We start from the raw sequence: 16897 nt of genomic DNA, 5'->3' as shown, positions 1-16897 counted from the left end.
ATTTTTAATTAAAAAGCTCCCATCAAAAAAACCACAAAAAACCTGGGTGTCTCACCCTGTACCACTCTGTACCGTTTTTCGCAAAATTAGACACCCATTAAAATATTTAAATATCTTATTATCAATTAACTATATTTTATGCTGACTATTATTGCCAATTAGTCAATATTTCAAATATCTCATTATCAGTTTATTGCATTTAATTTTTCATTCCTGTCATAAATAGTGGGACACCCCGGTACAGCAGACAGAAAAAGAGGGCTATTTGCGGCTGCTTTTTTGGTGGTTAACGGCTAACCTGCCTTGTGGTAAACCATAAATACCGTTATACTTGTATAACATTACCACCGCCGCATGACTAACGTAACTTTGGCCGATTTAAAGGCTTTCCCTGCCCTGCAAGATGTCCCGTATGATCAGCTGGAATGGCTGCTTGCCAACGGACAAACCATGGAGTTTGAAGAAGGCGTCCGCGTTTTCGAAAAAGGCGAGGCGCTGGACGGTACGATATTTATGATAGAGGGCCGCATCCGCGTGTGTGCCGAGCAAAATGGCAAACTGCGCGAGGTGTTCGTGATAAAGCCGCAGTCCATTACCGGTTACCTGCCCTTTAGCCGCGGCACCAATACTTTTGGCTATGGCGAGGCAGTAGAGGATTGCCGCATGCTACGCGTGCCCAAGGTAAAACTGCACGATGCCATCAAACTGCATTACGAACTTATTGCCGCCCTCGTCCACACCATGACCACCCGCGTGCGCGATTTTACCTCGCAGCAGCAACAAAACGAAAAGATGTTCGCGCTTGGTAAACTATCGGCAGGCTTAGCGCACGAGTTGAATAACCCGGCATCGGCTATTAGCAGGGGCGCATCGTCGCTACAAAGCCAGATAAAACGCCTGCCCGAAATTTTCAAGGAGGTGGCGGCGCTCAATATCGTGCCCGAAAAATTGGATACCATAAACCAGATCCTCATCAGTAAAACCCACCAAACCGACCGCCCCGCCCTCAGCATGATGCAGCGCGCCGACCTAGAGGACGAACTGAGCAACTGGCTAAACAGCCACGGCATAAAAGATTTCGACATAGCCGAAAACTTAACCGAGTTTGGCTTTACGCCCGAGGACCTGGAGCATATGAACACCTGTACGCCGCAGCCCCAGTTAAGCGTTGTGTTGGATTGGATGAGCAACTACCTGCTGCAAGAAAAAATGGTGTCGGATATCAAAGAATCTTCCGGCCGCATTTCAGAACTGGTTAGCTCGGTAAAAACCTTTACCCACATGGATAGGGATACCGATAAGCAGCCGCTGGATATCCACGCCGGCATCCGCAACACCATCACCATGCTCAACTATAAATTGCGCAAGGGCAACATCAAGATAGAGGAAGATTTTGACCTGAAACTGCCCCTTGTAAAAGCCCTGGCCGGCGAGCTTAACCAGGTTTGGACCAACATTATAGATAATGCCATTGATGCCATGGAAGCGAACGGCAGCGGCATAATAACCATCCGCACCCAACTGGACAGAGATTATGTGTGCGTTTACATCAAAGACAACGGCGTGGGCATCCCGGAAGATGTGCAGTCGCAGGTGTTCGATCCGTTTTTTACCACCAAGGATATGGGCAAAGGCACCGGCCTTGGGCTGGATATGGTTACCCGCATTATCCGCCAGCATAATGGCACCGTAAAGGTGGCCTCGGCACCCGGCAATACCGAATTTACTGTTTGTTTCCCCCTAAAAGACAACTAAGCAATGGACCAACTCCCTATCATATTTGTAATTGACGACGACCAGCAAGTACTGCGCGCCATAAGCCGCGACCTAAAAAACCATTACCGGCAGGACTACCGCATCCTTAGCACCGACTCGGTCAAAGAGGCTTTAGACAGCCTGCTTGAACTAAAAAATAAAGGCGAAGTGGTGGCCCTTTTCCTGAGCGACCAGCGCATGCCCGAAATGGAGGGTGTAGACTTTTTATGCCGTACAACTTCCATTTTCCCGAATGCCAAACGCGTTTTATTAACCGCTTATGCCGATACGGATGCCGCTATCAAAGCCATCAACGAGGTTAAATTAGATTACTACCTCACCAAACCCTGGGACCCGCCCGAAGAAAAACTATACCCAATACTAACCGATCTGCTGGAAGACTGGCAAGGCCATTACCGCCCGGATTTTAGAGGGATAAAGGTGATAGGTTACCAATACTCTCCAAAATCGCACGATATTAAGGAGTTCCTGTCGGGTTACCTGGTGCCTTACCTTTGGATGGACGCCAATACCGAGGACGCCCAAAAAATCGTCGCCCTTAATAAACTGGATACTAAAGAATTGCCCGCTATTATTTTCGCGGATGGTACGTTGTTGAAAAACCCGGCAGTAAAGGATATTGCCGCCAAGATAGGCCTTAACCAGGAAGCCAAAAACGAGCTTTATGATGTAGTCATCATCGGTGCAGGCCCTGCCGGGCTGGCTGCTTCAGTTTATGGATCATCTGAAGGATTGAAAACCCTGCTGATAGAAAAGAAAGTACCCGGCGGACAGGCGGGCACAAGTTCGCGCATCGAAAATTACCTCGGCTTCCCGGCGGGGCTTAGCGGCGCTGATCTTACACGCAGGGCCATCACCCAATCGGCCCGTTTTGGTACCGATTTTTTGTCGCCGCAAGCTGTAAAAGAAATTAAACTGAAAGACAATTATAAAACTTTGATACTGGATGATGGCAAGGAGGTGATCACCAAAGCGGTTATCATAACCACAGGCGTAGATTACCGTCATTTAAATACGCCGGGCATCGATAAATTTACCGGCGCGGGCATCTACTATGGTGCCGCCATGACGGAGGCTGCATCTTGCAAAGACAAACACGTTTTCGTGGTAGGGGGCGGCAACTCTGCCGGGCAAGCGGCCATGTACCTGTCCAAATTCGCTAAAGAGGTTTTCATCCTGATAAGGAAAGAGAGCCTGGCAGAAACCATGTCGTCATACCTGATAGACCAGTTGGGCAACCAAAGCAATATTACGCTGATGCCCTACAGTGAGATCACCGAGGCATTGGGCGATAGCAACCTGCAGCAGTTAAAAATTCAAAACTTGCAAAGCAAAGAAGAAACTACCGTTGAAGCAGAGGCGCTGTACATTTTCATCGGCGCAAAACCATATACCGACTGGCTTTGCAAGGACATCATCACCAATGGCAAGGGTTTTATAGAAACCGGCCGCGATCTTAACCTGTGTTCGGATTTTGAAAAGATTTGGAAAGGCAACCGTGACCCTTACTTGTTAGAAACCAGTTGCCCGGGTATTTTTGCCGCAGGCGATGTACGTGCCGGCGCCATGAACCGCGTGGCATCTGCCGTAGGCGAAGGCTCTATGGCAATAAGCTTTGTGCATAAATACTTGAACGAAGTATAATCAATCCGATAAAAAAACAAAGGCCGGGAGCTCTCACAACTCACCGGCCTTTTCATAAACAAGTCAACGAAACTAATTATAGGATATAAAACACTTTTGATTTATTGTAGGACGCCCCTTGCGCTGGCTCTTCGTGTTTGTAATTCTCTTTCAGCATTTGTTTTATATCACGCTCTATGGTGCGGGATATGGTTGTAGTTGGGGTATCGGTAGGCTTGTTCTCAAATGGGTCCTGCAGGTGGATGGCCATATTCTCTATCAAAAAGAAAGAAGAGGCTATCGCGATAACCAGCGGCACTTCTATCACACCAAAAAACTCTATCAACCCAAACGGCAGCAACAACACAAACAACAATACCGACAGGTGGATATAAACACTATACGTAGCCGGGAACACCGTGTTCTTGATGCGTTCGCAGCCACCCATTTCGTTACTGAAACGGGTTAAGGTTTCGTCCATAGCTACTTGTTGGTACTCGTTTATCCAGCCCAGTTTGTAGGCGCTGCGCAAGTCGGCACCTTGTATTTCTAACAAACCCATCGGTACGTTATCGTAACGTTTAACATGCTCCAAGTCTTCCGGGCAAAGCAAGCGGTCGAGGCCCTGCAAAGGGTTCTCTTTACGCAGGTGATGGCTCAGGCTGTAGCACCAGGCTATCTGGCGTTTGGCTACCCGTTCGCAAAAGTCTTTCTGCTCGTGCTCGGCATACGGGGTATCTACAAAAGTTAATAGCTGTCGGGTTAGGCTGCGGGTATCGTTCACAATTGCGCCCCAAAGGGTACGTGCTTCCCACCAGCGGTCGTAAGCCTGGTTAGATTTAAAGGCCAGCAGCAGCGATATAACCGTACCCAAAATGGTAGGCACGGCAATGGGTATCGAGATGCGCGTGAAGTGAAAAGTACTGTACATAACGGCTATAAAAACCGAGTACACGGTTACCAGCAACACTTCTTTTTTGATCTTCCCGAAGATGTAGGTAACGGGGATATTTTCTTTTAATAACATAATGGCAGATGTTTTAGGGGTTATACTTCTAACAATTCTTCGTGCTGATTTGCAGGAACGGCGTCTTTTTGTTGGCGCATCATTTTAGCGTAGTCGCCTTTGGGGACGTTAATTACTGGCAGGCCCGAGCGTTTAATGAGCAGGCCCGGGTCAACGCTTGATTGATGGATGGGCGTGAAAGTGTAGCTGTCGCTTTCTAAAACTACGTCCACTTCGTTATGCTCAATAAAATCCTTAAACATGCTTAGCGTGCTGCCGTAAAGGAAATCTATCCTGATGTTTTGAATCTGCGGGTACTGGGCGCGCAGCACATTGCAGTAGCGGTAAAACTCGTCGCTCACCTTTTCGTAATCGCGGCTGCGGCGGCTAAGCATCAGCAGGTCGGTGTAGGAGTCTGACAGTTTAAATACGTGTACAAATACAAGGTTTAGTTCCTCGTTTTTAAATTGGCGGCAAACCGTGTGGATGCTATCTAATGAGGTTGCCTGGTAATCGGTTGGGATCAATATGGTTTTCATGGGTAGATGTTTTAAGTTAAACCTTGTGTTTTTGCTTATTACAATACTACCTACAGCCCATTAAAATGAATTAAGAGCGCTATTAGAAGTTTATTAGAATGTCACGGTTATTGTGTGGTATCAAAGAATTGATTATCAGTTAATAAAACCGGTAAGAATAATGATTGAGGACGACTTATTAGAAAGTTATTAGAAGCGGGGTGCCGGTTCTTGGTCTTCTAAAGGTTGATTTCCTTTTCAAGAGCAGGATTATCCTGCTACCGGTAGCAAGATCTGGATCTCTGTCCCCACCAGCTCTTCCGAACTGATGCCAATACTGCCTTTGTGCAGGCGGATGATGTTTAGCGTTAGCGGCAGGCCAATACCGTGACCCTTAAAATCGCCGGTGTTTGACGCGCGGAAGAATGGTTGAAATATGTGCTGTTGTTCCTGCTCGGGGATGCCGATGCCTTTATCGGCTACTTTAATAACAATGTGGCCGTCCTGCGCGGTAACCTGTATGCCTACCGGACGGTTGTTGGAGTATTTACAAGCATTGAGCACAATATTGCTTACAGCCAGTTGCAGCAGGTTTACATTGCCTTCGGTATAAAGCAGGCGTTCATCATCCGGCAGGGCCGAAAAATCAAGATCGATAATGCTGTTACGGTCTATCTTTTTTACCGAATCGGCGACACCCATTACCAGCTCATCTACCCTTATCCTGGTCCAGTTTTGCTTTTTACCGTCGAAACCTGTTTGAGCTAAACCAAGCAGACTTGCTAAAATATGCCCAAGCTTTTCGGCCTCGGCCAATATTGTTTTGGCAGACTCCCGGCCCTCTTCGGTAACCTTATCCCCTTTCAGCAGCAGCTGTGTTTCCCCGCTGATGATGGTTAACGGGGTGCGCAATTCATGCGAGGCGTTACTTACAAAGTTGTTCTGCGTTTCAAAGGCGGTTTCCAATCGGGTTAGCATATTGTTGAATGTAAGCACCAGTTCGGCTATCTCGTCCTTTCCCTTTACCTCGTCCAGCCGCATGTGCAGGTTATTAGCTGTTATATTTTTTACGCTTTTGATGATGCCGCGTACAGGCTGCACCGTGTAGTATGAGAAGATCTTACCCGCTACATACGTAAGCAAGATAGAAACCACGAAAATTATAAGGAGCACCCGCTTCAATTGTTCCAGTTCCTTAAAGCCATAGGGATCATTAGCCGTTACAATTACGATGTATTTTTCGCCGTGCACGGTAAACAGCCCCCCCGCATAAAAATGATTTTGCTGCGTATATCGTTCTTTCTTCTTTTTCAGTATGTTTTGGTAAAACTCATCGGGCAGGTTTAAAACTTTTTTGTATGATGGCGATCTGGTGGTGTCTAACTTAATGATATACTCCTGCTCGTTCGCCAGTTTTTCGAGATAACGGGTACGCACTTCTTTGTAGGCCGCCGATTCTTTATCCGGGTGGATGTTGGTTTCGGCGGTAAGGTTTACGCGTGCTTCCAGTCGTTTAAAAAAGTCCTCGAAGCTAAATTCAGATACAAAATAAAATATAGACGCGTTGAGTAATACCAGGCCTATGGTAGAAATTACGACAAACAGCAGGGTTATCTTAGTTTGAAGCTTCATCCCCGCCCTCTTTAAAAATATAACCCATCCCAAATACGGTGTGGATCAGTTTGCTATCATAGCCCGTATCTATCTTTTTACGCAGGTAGTTCACATACACATCAACCACGTTGGTGCCCATATTAAAATCGATATCCCAAACATTCTCCAGAATTTGGATGCGCGATAGCACCATATTTTGGTTCTTGGCAAAGTACTCCAATAAATGATATTCTGTTGCGGTAAGCGAAATCGCTTTACCCGCACGTTTGGCTGTTTTTGAAACGGTATCTATCTCCAGGTTGGCAATGGTAAGTACATTTTTGGGCGCGCTGCCAGCCTTGCTGCGGCGTACCAATGTACGGATGCGGGCTTCGAGCTCGGCAAATTTAAAGGGCTTTGCCAGGTAATCGTCTGCCCCGCTGTTGAGGCCGGTAACAATGTTTTCAGTACTGTTTAGGGCGGTCAGCATCAGAATAGCCACGGCATCATCCCGCTTGCGGATCTCTTTACAAACCTGGATGCCGTTCATGCCCGGCAGCATAATATCCAGCAAGATAATGTCGAATTTATGCGCCTGCGCCATCTCCAACCCCATGATGCCATCGGCAGCTACACTCACGTCCATACTTGCATCAGTTAAGCCGCGCACAATTACCGATACCAATCCCGGTTCATCCTCTACAAGCAGTACTTTCATTTAATTGGGGTTACGGAACTTAGAACCATCTGCCCAAAATAAATGTTTTAACTTATTAAGGCGATTAATTTTTGAGCAAAGCGTCTTTTGACAGCCAAAAAAGGCAAAAACAAAAAGTGCCATACACGAAAAATCCCCCGAATTTCCGTTTATGGCACTTAATTGTATTAACTAATAAGGTTTAGGTGTTCCTATTAACGATGTAAAGCTACTTCACCCGCAAAAAAATCCATAGGCTGTAAAACACCTTTAATTAAGTTATTTTCCACCTGTTAGAATTACACAGAAAGTGCCTTGCAAATTATTGCGGAGCACTTTCTCATATACCGCACTGCTATTGTTAAGCTGTTTTGCCAAGGGCAATGATATCCTTACCCTCTATAACTGGTTTGGCGTAACCATCCCGTGTAACCTTTATCATGGCCTCTGCTATCTCCCTTACCTGGACAAACCCGCCGGAATATAACGATCTGCCTATAGGGTACATCCAGGCAATAAATTTAAAAAGCTTGTTTACCCGCGTTTGCCCTTCTATCGGTTTTATAAAACCCGGCCTAAAGGCAAACACCTGTTTAAATGGCAGCTTCATCAGGTCATTTTCGGTTTTCCCTTTTACGGCTGGCCAGCTTGTCCCTTTTTCTTTACTATCGGTACCTGCGCCGGATACATAGCAGAAGGTCATATCCGCGTTTAGCGCCGCAAGTGTTTGGGCAACACCAAGGGTAATCATATAAGTAGTTTTGTAATAATCGTCCCTACTTACCCCTACCGACGAGATGCCGAGGCAAAAGTAGCAGGCATCATAACCCACCAATTGATCCTCAATAGGCATCAGGTTATAAAAATCGGTGTGGACAATCTCGGTTAGTTTAGGGTGGTTATATCCCGATGCCTTACGGTTGATGATGAGCACTGCCTCTACATCCGCGTGTTGTAAACACTGTATCATTACGCCCTCGCCAACCATGCCGGTGGCGCCTGTTATAATCACCTTTAACTTTTTGCCTGCCATGTTTGTAAATATCTATTTAAACAAGCGAGTTATGGTAATGGTTTTGCAATAATCAGGCAGGTACGTTTACTGTAACGGTTGTCCCCTTGCCAGGTGCCGACTCATAATCTATCGTTCCTCTCAAATATTCTATCCGGGTTTGGATATTTTTAAGGCCGATGCCTTCGAAGCCGCCGGGCTTGGTGGTGTCAAAACCAACGCCGTTGTCTTTTATCATTGCTGTTATTTCATCAGCATCACGCCTCAAAACAATGTCCAGCTGGGTAGCATTGGCATGTTTAATAACGTTATTTATCGTTTCCTGGATGATGCGATAAAGCATTGTTTCCACATTGCTTTCCAGCTGATCTTTAAAGCCTGTGGTTTCCAGTTTTATTTTGAGGCTGTCGGCATCTATTTTCTCTATAAACTTTTTCAGATCCGATGCTATGCCTGATCTTAGCAAGGTATTTGGCATCATCTGGTGCGATATCACACGTACCTCCTTACAGCTTTCATCCACAAGGGCCAGGGTATTCTCGGCCAAAAACCTGTCCTCCTCGCGCTGTAATGTGATCCTGTCGAACAGCCCGTTCAGGTTCATTTTCACTGCCGAGAATAGCTGCCCTACACCATCGTGCAGGTCGGCACCAATACGTTTGCGCTCATGCTCTTCCGCGTCAATAACCGCTTTAGTCAGTGTGTCCTGGTGTTGTAGCATTTGGGCTTGTAGCTGTGCCTTTTGCTTCAATTTGTTTCGGTTGTAAACCAGGCTGGCCACCACTATCGCAACCACCAGCAGGCCTATAATAATGGCAATGGTAGTTTCTTGTTTGCTTATGGATAGCTTTTGGATGGTATTCTCTTTGTGCAGCAAGTTTATCTTTTGCTCTTTCTTTTCTGTATCAAATGTGGTCTGCATCAGGGCAATTTGCTGGTTACTCTTCTCGTTGATCATCTCAACACTCATGGCCTGGAATTTTTGGTGCGTGGCCAGCGCATTTTTATAATCGCCCAGTTGTTCGTAGATATTACTAAGCGCGCCCCAGCCTTGCTTTTCGCCCTGTTTGTATTTACTCTCCTGCGCATATGTTAGGCCTTTCTGCATCCAATCGAGCGCGGTTTTGTATTGCTTTTGCTCGGTATAAATGGCGCTGATGTTCATATAGGTATCACTGATGTTCTTTTTATCGCCAAAAAACTCGTCGATCTTTAATACCTCTAACTGGAATTTTAACCCTTTGTCATATTGTTTCATTGCGGTGTAGCAATTCGCCATGTTGGAGTACACCTGCGACAAGCCGCGCATATCGTTATGCTGCTTACAAAGCACCAAAGCCTCGGCATCGCGGGCAAGGGCTTTGTCATACCGGCCATCCTGCCCGTAAACATTTGCCAGTAACTGTAAATTGCTGACAACGATGCTGCTTTTATTTATTTTTTTAGCCAGTTGTACGCTTAGCAGCGCGTTATGCTCAGCTTCTTTAGAATTTTGATTATCGAAATACACCAGCGCCAAATTGCCCAGCGAAGTAGCTATCCCCGCTGTATCTTTCAGCTTTTCGCGAATGGATAATGCTGTAAGGTGGTTTTTTATCGCTTCGCTGAAGTTGCCTGTTTGCCAGTAAAATATCCCCAACCCATTATGGCCTTTTGCTATCCCTAACGGGAAGCTGACTTTTTTAGATATGTAGATACATTTTTCGCTGTAAATCCTCATTGAATCAAACTCTCCCTTGTAGGAACTTTGTACTGATTTAAATGAATATATATTGGCGAAGCCTTTCTGGAAATTTTCTTTCTGCGCGATAGCCATGGACCGTTCTATCATTTTTTGGGCATCAACGGGATCCATGCGTTGCAGTTCGACGGCTATTTTGTAGTACAGGTCACACCGGGTGGTATCAACCTTGGTAATGGCAAGCACCTTTTTTAAACTATCAACAGTTTTGTTTTGGGCAAGCGCAAAAACAGGAGCGCACAGCAACAGCATCAATAATAACTTTCTCATCAGGGGAATAAGATTTGGTTATTAAAGATATATATTATTGCTATTAATAAAAATATTTACTTGCAGAATAATAAGCTAACCGGCTGTACCTAAGCCTTCTTCATGGTTTGTTTGCGCAGCAGGTTAAGCACCACATAGGCGCCTATCAATGCCGGGAAAAACAACAGGAACGAGCGCTGCAACAGTGTAAAAATGGGTATCAGCGTGGCAGGCACTATCTTACCAAACAGGGTAGATATAAAACCTTCGGCAAAGCCACTACCACCCGGGGTTGGTGCAAAATAGATCATAAATTGGATCAGGATCTGAATAGATATTACCTGCACCAGGTTAGCATTAACGCCTAAGCCCATTAATAATACCCATTGCAGGCAGTATTTATTCAGGTATAATACCGTTGTTATCAGCAAACTCAGCGGGAATAAATATGGGTGTTTGCGAATGATAACACTGCAGGTTTGCTGGTATTTGGTGATGCTCTGGAAAGAACTATCGGCCCATTTTTCCAGCTTTTCTTTACGTTTAGGGAAGATCTTTGATAAGCCGTTAGCCAATTTCTTAATGATTGTACCCACCCATAACGGCTTCCAAAATGCCATTAAAAATGCCAATAAAAAAAGCAGGAAAAAACTAAAGCCATACTTAAGCATGGCGGGTACCAGGCTTCCAACTTCGGTTGTATCCATTAGCATTATGGCAATAAACCCTGCCAAAGGCATAAATATCAACGTGGCGCCCAAGTTTAATAACGTTACCGCGAACGAGTCTATAAACGTTACGCCATTGCTGGTGTAAACAAAAATTTGCGCGGGGCCTGCGCCACCATGCGCCGGGGTTACCGCCCCCATAAACATATTGGCAACATTGGCCCTAAAACTTACCCAATTTGATACACCGGGCGCCAGTTTGCGAATGTAGATATGGTTACGCCAGCTGCCCAGCATCAAATCGACAGCGATCATTACAAAACAAATTGCAATGTACTTGTATGAGATGTGCGATAGGGCCTTTAACGTATCGCCGGTGTTATTATAAAAAAATACAACCGCGATTGTAGCAATCGTGATCAGCGCGAACCAAAAGGCGCCTTTGACTATCACCTTTCTGTTAAATACGCTTTTCGCGTCCTGCTTTTCGGGTTCGGCGTTATGCTTATTAGTTTGTGTCATTTATACTTTGGCAGTAATAATTAAAATAATGGTTCGCCTTCAGAACTTGTTGGGGTGATGCCTTTCCATTTCAGGATGCTATCGAACAAGTCGGCGGTACGCATTGGCTTCTCGTCCCAACCTTTTTGGTTATAGATCATCGGCACATGGATGTGGTATTTGTGTAACGAACCGTGCGAGCCTTTGTGTTCCGGGTACTCCCAAAAATCGCGCAGGTCATAACCCAAGGCCGCGCTGATCACAATATCCCCCGCCCTACGGCTTTGGAACAATTGGTAGATCTGGAATATAGCGTCAGGGTAATCGGTATCAAATGTAGCGGCAAGTATGGCACGGTGGCCGGCAGCTTCTATTTTGCCGCCGTATTTTAGCACATCGGCAGTAACAGGCTCATAGGTAAATATACTACCCTTAACAGAGATCTTCGCCTTACCTGTTTTGTTATGTACAATAAATGTTTGCTCCTCATCGCCACGGTAAATAGCAAAATCAACGGCGTCTTCCTTCAGGAGTAAAGCTAAGCGGTCGGCACCCATGGCTTCCATAATTCCTTGCTCGCGCAGCACGTGGTCGCCCTCATGATTTAGGAAATGGATGCTCCCGAACGAGTTACCCGAGATCATCACCGCACACTTTGGGTTGCTTTTCCAAATCACCGGGTAATACACAGATTTTATTCCATGATCGGTCATCCAGTCGGCAAGGTCAAGGTGCTTGGTGGTTGGTGTAAGGCCGTGGTCACTTGTCATTATAAACAGGATATCGTCCCATTTACCTTGCTCCTCTAATTTGGCGCGCACTTCACCTAAACTGCGGTCGGCAATTTTATAAGCTTCAACTGTGCGTGGGTCGCGGATGTGGTGATAGTGCGAATCCCAATCCACGCTTGGGAATACCGCGAACAGGAAATCGAAATCCTTGCCCGAGTTGAGCATTTCCATGATACGTGCATGCCCCTGTATATCAACCGGGTGGTGGCGCAGTTTAAAATGCGCGCGTGTGTACATTAAGCCTTTGCCTTTTTTACCCAAATCGTACTCATCGGGCACGCTACGGGTTATCATGTTGTACAGGTTGTAAGATTCGCCCATCAGTTCAAACAGCGTGGGTTTATCTGCGGGCATATCGGTATTAAACCATGCGGCTTCGGGGCCGCAGTAGCTGCGCATAGCCATTTTATTTAGGCGGCTGCGTTTAAATTCTTTTTTATCGAACCATCGGATGCCCGTAATATCCATAGTACCCGGAAAATGCCCGGTTAAAAACGGCAGGTATGCAGGGCCGGTGGTAGATGGGAAACAGGTAGTAGCCTTACGGTAAGTTCCCTCGTCTATTATCCGTTTTATATTTGGAAGTTCGCCTTGCGCTATCAGCTCTGGTAAAACTTCACTGTGGGCGCCGTCGACTAAATAGAACAGCACTCGCTTTTTGCTTTGCATCAATAGAAAAATATTATAAAAAACCGACTTTAAAGGGGTTTAAGGCCGATATGAAAATTATGTTTGTAACTGTAAAATAACTAAATAATTATTAATTTTTGGGATATAACGTGTAACTAATATGCATATTATGATACCGATGCAATTGCTTTTAACTACAGTTTCCTGAAAAACCATCAAGTTAACTTCAATATCAATAACCTAACAGATCAGAAATACTTCACCAGCCGTGTAAAGTATCCCGGCCCCGGCATTTTGCCTGGTGATGGCATTTTCGCTTGGTAATGGGTTAGGTATGAAGTTGTAACCTGAGGTTAAAGTTAAAAGGCGCGAAGTTTTAAAACCTCGCGCCTTTTATATGATGTTAAAGCCCTTTCTCCTTAACCTTACAGGTGTTTCTTAACTATCCCAAACAACTCATCAAGGTTGAATGGTTTTTTGAGATATCCGTCAGACAGGCCCTCTTTCGCTATCTCGGCAATGTTGCTAACTGCCGATACGATGATAACGGGGATGTGTTTTGTTTTTGGGTCTGATTTTAATTCGCGGCTTAATTGCTGGCCGTTGGCATCACTTTTCCATTCAGTAAGCCAGTTATCTATCATGATCAGGTCGGGCTGGTGTTGGTCTAACGATTTTAGTATACGGGAGTTATCAGACGAGATCACCTCATACCCTTCGCTTTCAAGCGCGAGTGTTACCGTGTCCCTAATATCCTTATCATCCTCAATTAATAAAATCTTCCTGGCCATAACCTTAAAAATATTGCTTTAAATGATAACAGTAAAATGTAAATATTGTTTATATCTACGAGGACAAACGACACGTTAAACCAATCGTGTCAGGATCTTTACATCAGCAGGCGTTTCTAAAAGTGCCGGCGATATATGTACAAAATATTTATGGTGAGGCGTTTCCATGTGGCGGCTCAGGGCATCTTCGTCGGCCCACTCCTCTTCAATAACATACTTGGTAGGCTCGTCTTTATATTGGTAAAGTTCGTAGGCAATACAGCCCTCTTCTTTTAACGACGCTTCAACTAATTTTTTCAATTCGGTATCAAACGCTCCCTCTGCATCTTTTTTGCAGTGTATAGAGGCAAGTAAGCTAATGCTCATGGTGTATCTTGTTTTGTAAGATAACCTTTATAATCGGTGTATTGTTTATTTGAGGAATGTAATTTTATTTATACAAAGTGGATTTGTGGGCTGTAGGCGAAGATTTTACCTCCCTGTCATCGCTACGTTCGACCTCCCTTTTTTCGCTGCGCGGAAGGAGGGGAAAAGACTTTTTGGTTTACTCCTCTTCTTCAGAGAGTGGGCGGGGACAGGCTTGTGTGGGGGGGGAGTAACTCACCAGGCTAAAATATATGCTATATACTTCCGTCCAAATTAAAACAATTGCGGCAACGGGCTTCGTAGCTTTCTTTTTCGCCTAAAAGTATCTGGCTTTCGTTGGGTACTAAACGGTACGAGTACATGGCTTGCTGGCCGCATTTTACGCACACGGCATGCAGCTTGGTTACCGAATCGGCCATGGCCATTATCTGCGGCATGGTACCAAAGGGGCGGCCTTTAAAATCCATATCTAAACCGGCTACAATTACCCGGATGCCGGCATCTGCCAGGGCCTGGCAAACTTGGGGCAGGCCATCGTCAAAAAACTGCGCTTCATCAATCCCGACAACCTGGATATGGCTGGCAAGGGGCAAAATTTCGGCAGCTTTACTAACCGCTTTAGATGGGATAGAATTGAGGTTATGCGATACCAGGGCGCTTTTATCGTAGCGTGTATCGGCCACGGGGCTAAAAATCTCAACATTTACTTTCGCTATCCGCGCGCGGTTTACCCGCCTGATCAATTCCTCGGTTTTACCCGAAAACATTGATCCACAGACAACTTCCACACTCCCGCCAATCTCATTTCGCCTCTTAAAAACTTCCTCGGTGTACAATCTCTCAAAACTTTAGTGAGGGGCTAATATCAGAATTTTATGCTATTTTTGGTAAGCATTTTCCTAACATTACAGCCATGAAGCAGCAGGAAGTATTTAGAAAGACCGGCGCCATAATAAAAGAACTTAACGAGCAATATGAGTACCTGCAAAGTACTGCAGATAACCTTAACGACCTTGAACTTGAACTTTTTGTTGCCAACACCCACTTTTTAAAAGACCACGCCGAAATTTTAAGGAAACTAAACCTGCAAAAGGTACAGTTGCAGCATACCCTGCCCCCGCATGTGGAGGAGAAAAAGCTTGATTTGCCAAAACCCGCAGATTTAAGACCGGCGCCTGTAAAAGCCGTTATTGAGGAAGTAAAAAAGCTAAATACCAACGAACCCAAATATTTTGAACCGCTTGTGCACCAGGCAAGGCCGGTAGTTGAGCGTACGCCGTTTAAGCCCGAAAACCCTGTTGAACAAAAGCCTATTCAAATAGATATTACCCCTGTTGAGGATGAACAACCAACCCCGCAGATAGACCTAAGCAGCGGTACCGATAAAGACAGCTATTCGTTTGAACGCGAGGAGCCGGAAGTTATTAAGCATGACCTGATCCTGGATGAAGCCGATGACTGGGACGAGGAAGACGAGGCCCCGGTTGTTATCACTGAGAAAGAGGAAGAGCCAAAAACTAACGCGGTTACCATGGAAAGCATCCTGGATGGCGAGACAATTAATACCGACGACGAAACACAGGAGCCTAACATAGTACCAACCAACCCCGAGCCGGTTATTGATAATACGCCAAAGGTTAAGGAGGAAGAACCTGTACCTGCACCCGAACCCATAAAGGAAACCAAGCCACTATCGTTTAACGAGCGCATGTCGGCACAATTGAAGGGAACACAGGCGTCAACAAGCGCAGACCCTGCCCAAGCACCGATAAAGGATATTAAAGCAGCCATCAGCCTGAATGATAAGCTACTTTTTGTGAAAGACCTGTTTAACGGCTACAGCCTTGCCTACAGCGAGGCCATTGAAATAGTGAACCGCTTTGCCAATTTTGAAGAGGCCGACCGCTTCCTGAAAACTAACTACGTCACCAAAAACAACTGGGAAGGCAAAAAGGCTACGATGGATAAATTTTATGCTCTACTAAAACGGCGCTACGCGTAGTTATTCGCTATCGCCATTAATTATCCGTCGTTTATATACCTGCGTTAATATGGTATTTTGAGTGCTGTCTATCACCTTTTTGATCTGTAGTAAAGTATCGCCGGTTAGTTGGTATTTGCCTTTGTAAAACACCGCGTTTCCACCAACAGTATAAAAATTTAAGGTCTTTTTCTTTTCGTTTAAGCGATACGTTAATTGTTCACCGTTTTTGCCGGCCGAATCCAATTCCGAATAACTACCGTAAGAACCGAAGTAAACTTTCAGTTCCCTTGCTTTTAATGTACTATCGCCTAACTTTTCACTTTTAAGCACCCACTCATTGGGGTGGCGGTTTATCCAGTCGCCGGTTAAAAAGTTTCTTTGTTTTATGTAAACGCTTAAGCCGCGTACAGCCATGTAACCTACAACAACAATCACTATAAAATTTATGGCAATTTCGGCTGCTGTGAATTTCAATTTTACTTTGCCTATGATGACCAGAGCTGCATTCCATAGTTTTCTCCACTCGAATACCAGCACTAAAATATTCAGCACAAGTAAGATCAAGGCAATCACTTTGGTGTTATGCGATATGTTTAGCGCCATATTAATGAGGAACACATTTAGTGTAAGTGGAAATATCAATATCGCCCCGGTGAGTGTAGTGCGCCTGAATAATAAAAGCACCGCAGGGATAAGCTCAAAAAAGCCAAGCATTATCTCAAACCAAGTCGAATATCCTAAAAATGCCCACGCCAATGATTTACCAGAAAGATGCTCTAATGGTGTTTGCCAGGTTTCGAAGGGTATAATTACAAACTGGGCTTTTAATATTTTGGGGATGGCGTAAGCGATCATGACCGAACCCAGCAGATAGCGTTGTATCCCCAGGTAAAGGTCTTTCTTTTTGAGGAAGTTAAGGATTGCGCTCATTGTAATCACCTTAAAGTTAGG

The 16897-nt window shown here is 45.2% G+C and carries 15 protein-coding genes; 3 read left to right on the top strand and 12 right to left on the bottom strand.

Going from position 1 to position 16897, the window contains the following annotated elements; translation table 11 throughout:
* Positions 1-354 precede the first annotated feature (354 nt).
* Both ACVW0P_RS18770 and ACVW0P_RS18765 read left to right on the top strand, forming a co-directional pair.
* Positions 355-1755, top strand: coding sequence for an ATP-binding protein (locus tag ACVW0P_RS18770; protein ID WP_457133420.1), 1401 nt, complete (start codon positions 355-357; stop codon positions 1753-1755).
* Between the two features lie 3 nt (positions 1756-1758).
* Positions 1759-3420 carry an FAD-dependent oxidoreductase gene (locus ACVW0P_RS18765; protein ID WP_457133419.1) on the top strand — a complete coding sequence of 554 codons (1662 nt, stop codon included), beginning with the start codon at positions 1759-1761 and terminating at the stop codon, positions 3418-3420.
* Positions 3421-3496: 76 nt separating this feature from the next.
* On the opposite strand, the gene ACVW0P_RS18760 is transcribed toward ACVW0P_RS18765, so the two are convergent.
* The 11 genes from ACVW0P_RS18760 to ACVW0P_RS18710 form a co-directional block, all read right to left on the bottom strand.
* Complete coding sequence (locus tag ACVW0P_RS18760) at positions 3497-4426, bottom strand: bestrophin family protein (protein WP_457133418.1); 930 nt, start codon at positions 4424-4426, stop codon at positions 3497-3499.
* A 20-nt stretch (positions 4427-4446) separates the two neighbouring features.
* A complete protein-coding gene (locus ACVW0P_RS18755; protein ID WP_457133417.1) occupies positions 4447-4944 on the bottom strand; it encodes a hypothetical protein in 498 nt (165 codons plus the stop codon).
* Positions 4945-5193: 249 nt separating this feature from the next.
* Positions 5194-6555 (bottom strand): sensor histidine kinase, encoded by a 1362-nt coding sequence (locus tag ACVW0P_RS18750; RefSeq protein ID WP_457133416.1) that lies wholly within the window; start codon positions 6553-6555, stop codon positions 5194-5196.
* A complete protein-coding gene (locus ACVW0P_RS18745) occupies positions 6539-7234 on the bottom strand; it encodes a response regulator transcription factor (protein WP_457133415.1) in 696 nt (231 codons plus the stop codon). The genes ACVW0P_RS18750 and ACVW0P_RS18745 overlap by 17 nt, the downstream gene beginning before the upstream one ends.
* A 340-nt stretch (positions 7235-7574) precedes the next feature.
* Entirely contained in the window at positions 7575-8246 is a 672-nt protein-coding gene (locus ACVW0P_RS18740; protein WP_457133414.1) for an NAD-dependent epimerase/dehydratase family protein, read from the bottom strand.
* A 52-nt stretch (positions 8247-8298) separates the two neighbouring features.
* Positions 8299-10236: a tetratricopeptide repeat-containing sensor histidine kinase gene (locus ACVW0P_RS18735; protein ID WP_457133413.1), complete on the bottom strand. Its 1938-nt coding sequence runs from the start codon at positions 10234-10236 to the stop codon at positions 8299-8301.
* 89 nt (positions 10237-10325) lie between these two features.
* On the bottom strand, positions 10326-11405 hold the full coding sequence (locus ACVW0P_RS18730; RefSeq protein ID WP_457133412.1) for a lysylphosphatidylglycerol synthase transmembrane domain-containing protein: 1080 nt from the start codon (positions 11403-11405) through the stop codon (positions 10326-10328).
* Between the two features lie 20 nt (positions 11406-11425).
* The gene (locus ACVW0P_RS18725; RefSeq protein WP_354428683.1) at positions 11426-12844 is read right to left on the bottom strand and encodes an alkaline phosphatase family protein; all 1419 of its coding nucleotides are present in this window, start codon (positions 12842-12844) and stop codon (positions 11426-11428) included.
* Between the two features lie 386 nt (positions 12845-13230).
* Positions 13231-13596 (bottom strand): response regulator, encoded by a 366-nt coding sequence (locus tag ACVW0P_RS18720; protein WP_457133411.1) that lies wholly within the window; start codon positions 13594-13596, stop codon positions 13231-13233.
* A gap of 75 nt (positions 13597-13671) precedes the next feature.
* Entirely contained in the window at positions 13672-13962 is a 291-nt protein-coding gene (locus ACVW0P_RS18715; RefSeq protein ID WP_354428679.1) for a putative quinol monooxygenase, read from the bottom strand.
* Between the two features lie 254 nt (positions 13963-14216).
* On the bottom strand, positions 14217-14798 hold the full coding sequence (locus ACVW0P_RS18710; protein ID WP_457133410.1) for a thymidine kinase: 582 nt from the start codon (positions 14796-14798) through the stop codon (positions 14217-14219).
* Positions 14799-14875: 77 nt separating this feature from the next.
* Here ACVW0P_RS18710 and ACVW0P_RS18705 point away from each other — a divergent pair, with 77 nt between their 5' ends.
* Positions 14876-15964: a hypothetical protein gene (locus ACVW0P_RS18705; protein ID WP_457133409.1), complete on the top strand. Its 1089-nt coding sequence runs from the start codon at positions 14876-14878 to the stop codon at positions 15962-15964.
* Here the strand turns inward: ACVW0P_RS18705 and ACVW0P_RS18700 are convergent, their stop codons facing one another.
* Positions 15965-16876, bottom strand: a complete 912-nt coding sequence (locus tag ACVW0P_RS18700) for a hypothetical protein (protein ID WP_457133408.1) — start codon at positions 16874-16876, stop codon at positions 15965-15967.
* Between the last annotated feature and the right edge of the window lie 21 nt (positions 16877-16897).

Source organism: Mucilaginibacter sp. UYNi724, from assembly GCF_054057495.1.
This window is presented reverse-complemented; position numbering and strand designations above follow the sequence as displayed.

Excerpts from the sequence above, each read along its gene's own strand:
- ACVW0P_RS18755 (WP_457133417.1), bottom strand. The coding sequence starts at position 4,944 with ATGAAAACCATATTGATCCCAACCGATTACCAGGCAACCTCATTAGAT.
- ACVW0P_RS18725 (WP_354428683.1), bottom strand. The coding sequence starts at position 12,844 with ATGCAAAGCAAAAAGCGAGTGCTGTTCTATTTAGTCGACGGCGCCCAC.
- ACVW0P_RS18760 (WP_457133418.1), bottom strand. The coding sequence starts at position 4,426 with ATGTTATTAAAAGAAAATATCCCCGTTACCTACATCTTCGGGAAGATC.
- ACVW0P_RS18740 (WP_457133414.1), bottom strand. The coding sequence starts at position 8,246 with ATGGCAGGCAAAAAGTTAAAGGTGATTATAACAGGCGCCACCGGCATG.
- ACVW0P_RS18700 (WP_457133408.1), bottom strand. The coding sequence starts at position 16,876 with ATGAGCGCAATCCTTAACTTCCTCAAAAAGAAAGACCTTTACCTGGGG.
- ACVW0P_RS18770 (WP_457133420.1), top strand. The coding sequence starts at position 355 with ATGACTAACGTAACTTTGGCCGATTTAAAGGCTTTCCCTGCCCTGCAA.
- ACVW0P_RS18735 (WP_457133413.1), bottom strand. The coding sequence starts at position 10,236 with ATGAGAAAGTTATTATTGATGCTGTTGCTGTGCGCTCCTGTTTTTGCG.
- ACVW0P_RS18745 (WP_457133415.1), bottom strand. The coding sequence starts at position 7,234 with ATGAAAGTACTGCTTGTAGAGGATGAACCGGGATTGGTATCGGTAATT.
- ACVW0P_RS18730 (WP_457133412.1), bottom strand. The coding sequence starts at position 11,405 with ATGACACAAACTAATAAGCATAACGCCGAACCCGAAAAGCAGGACGCG.
- ACVW0P_RS18705 (WP_457133409.1), top strand. The coding sequence starts at position 14,876 with ATGAAGCAGCAGGAAGTATTTAGAAAGACCGGCGCCATAATAAAAGAA.
- ACVW0P_RS18715 (WP_354428679.1), bottom strand. The coding sequence starts at position 13,962 with ATGAGCATTAGCTTACTTGCCTCTATACACTGCAAAAAAGATGCAGAG.
- ACVW0P_RS18750 (WP_457133416.1), bottom strand. The coding sequence starts at position 6,555 with ATGAAGCTTCAAACTAAGATAACCCTGCTGTTTGTCGTAATTTCTACC.
- ACVW0P_RS18720 (WP_457133411.1), bottom strand. The coding sequence starts at position 13,596 with ATGGCCAGGAAGATTTTATTAATTGAGGATGATAAGGATATTAGGGAC.
- ACVW0P_RS18765 (WP_457133419.1), top strand. The coding sequence starts at position 1,759 with ATGGACCAACTCCCTATCATATTTGTAATTGACGACGACCAGCAAGTA.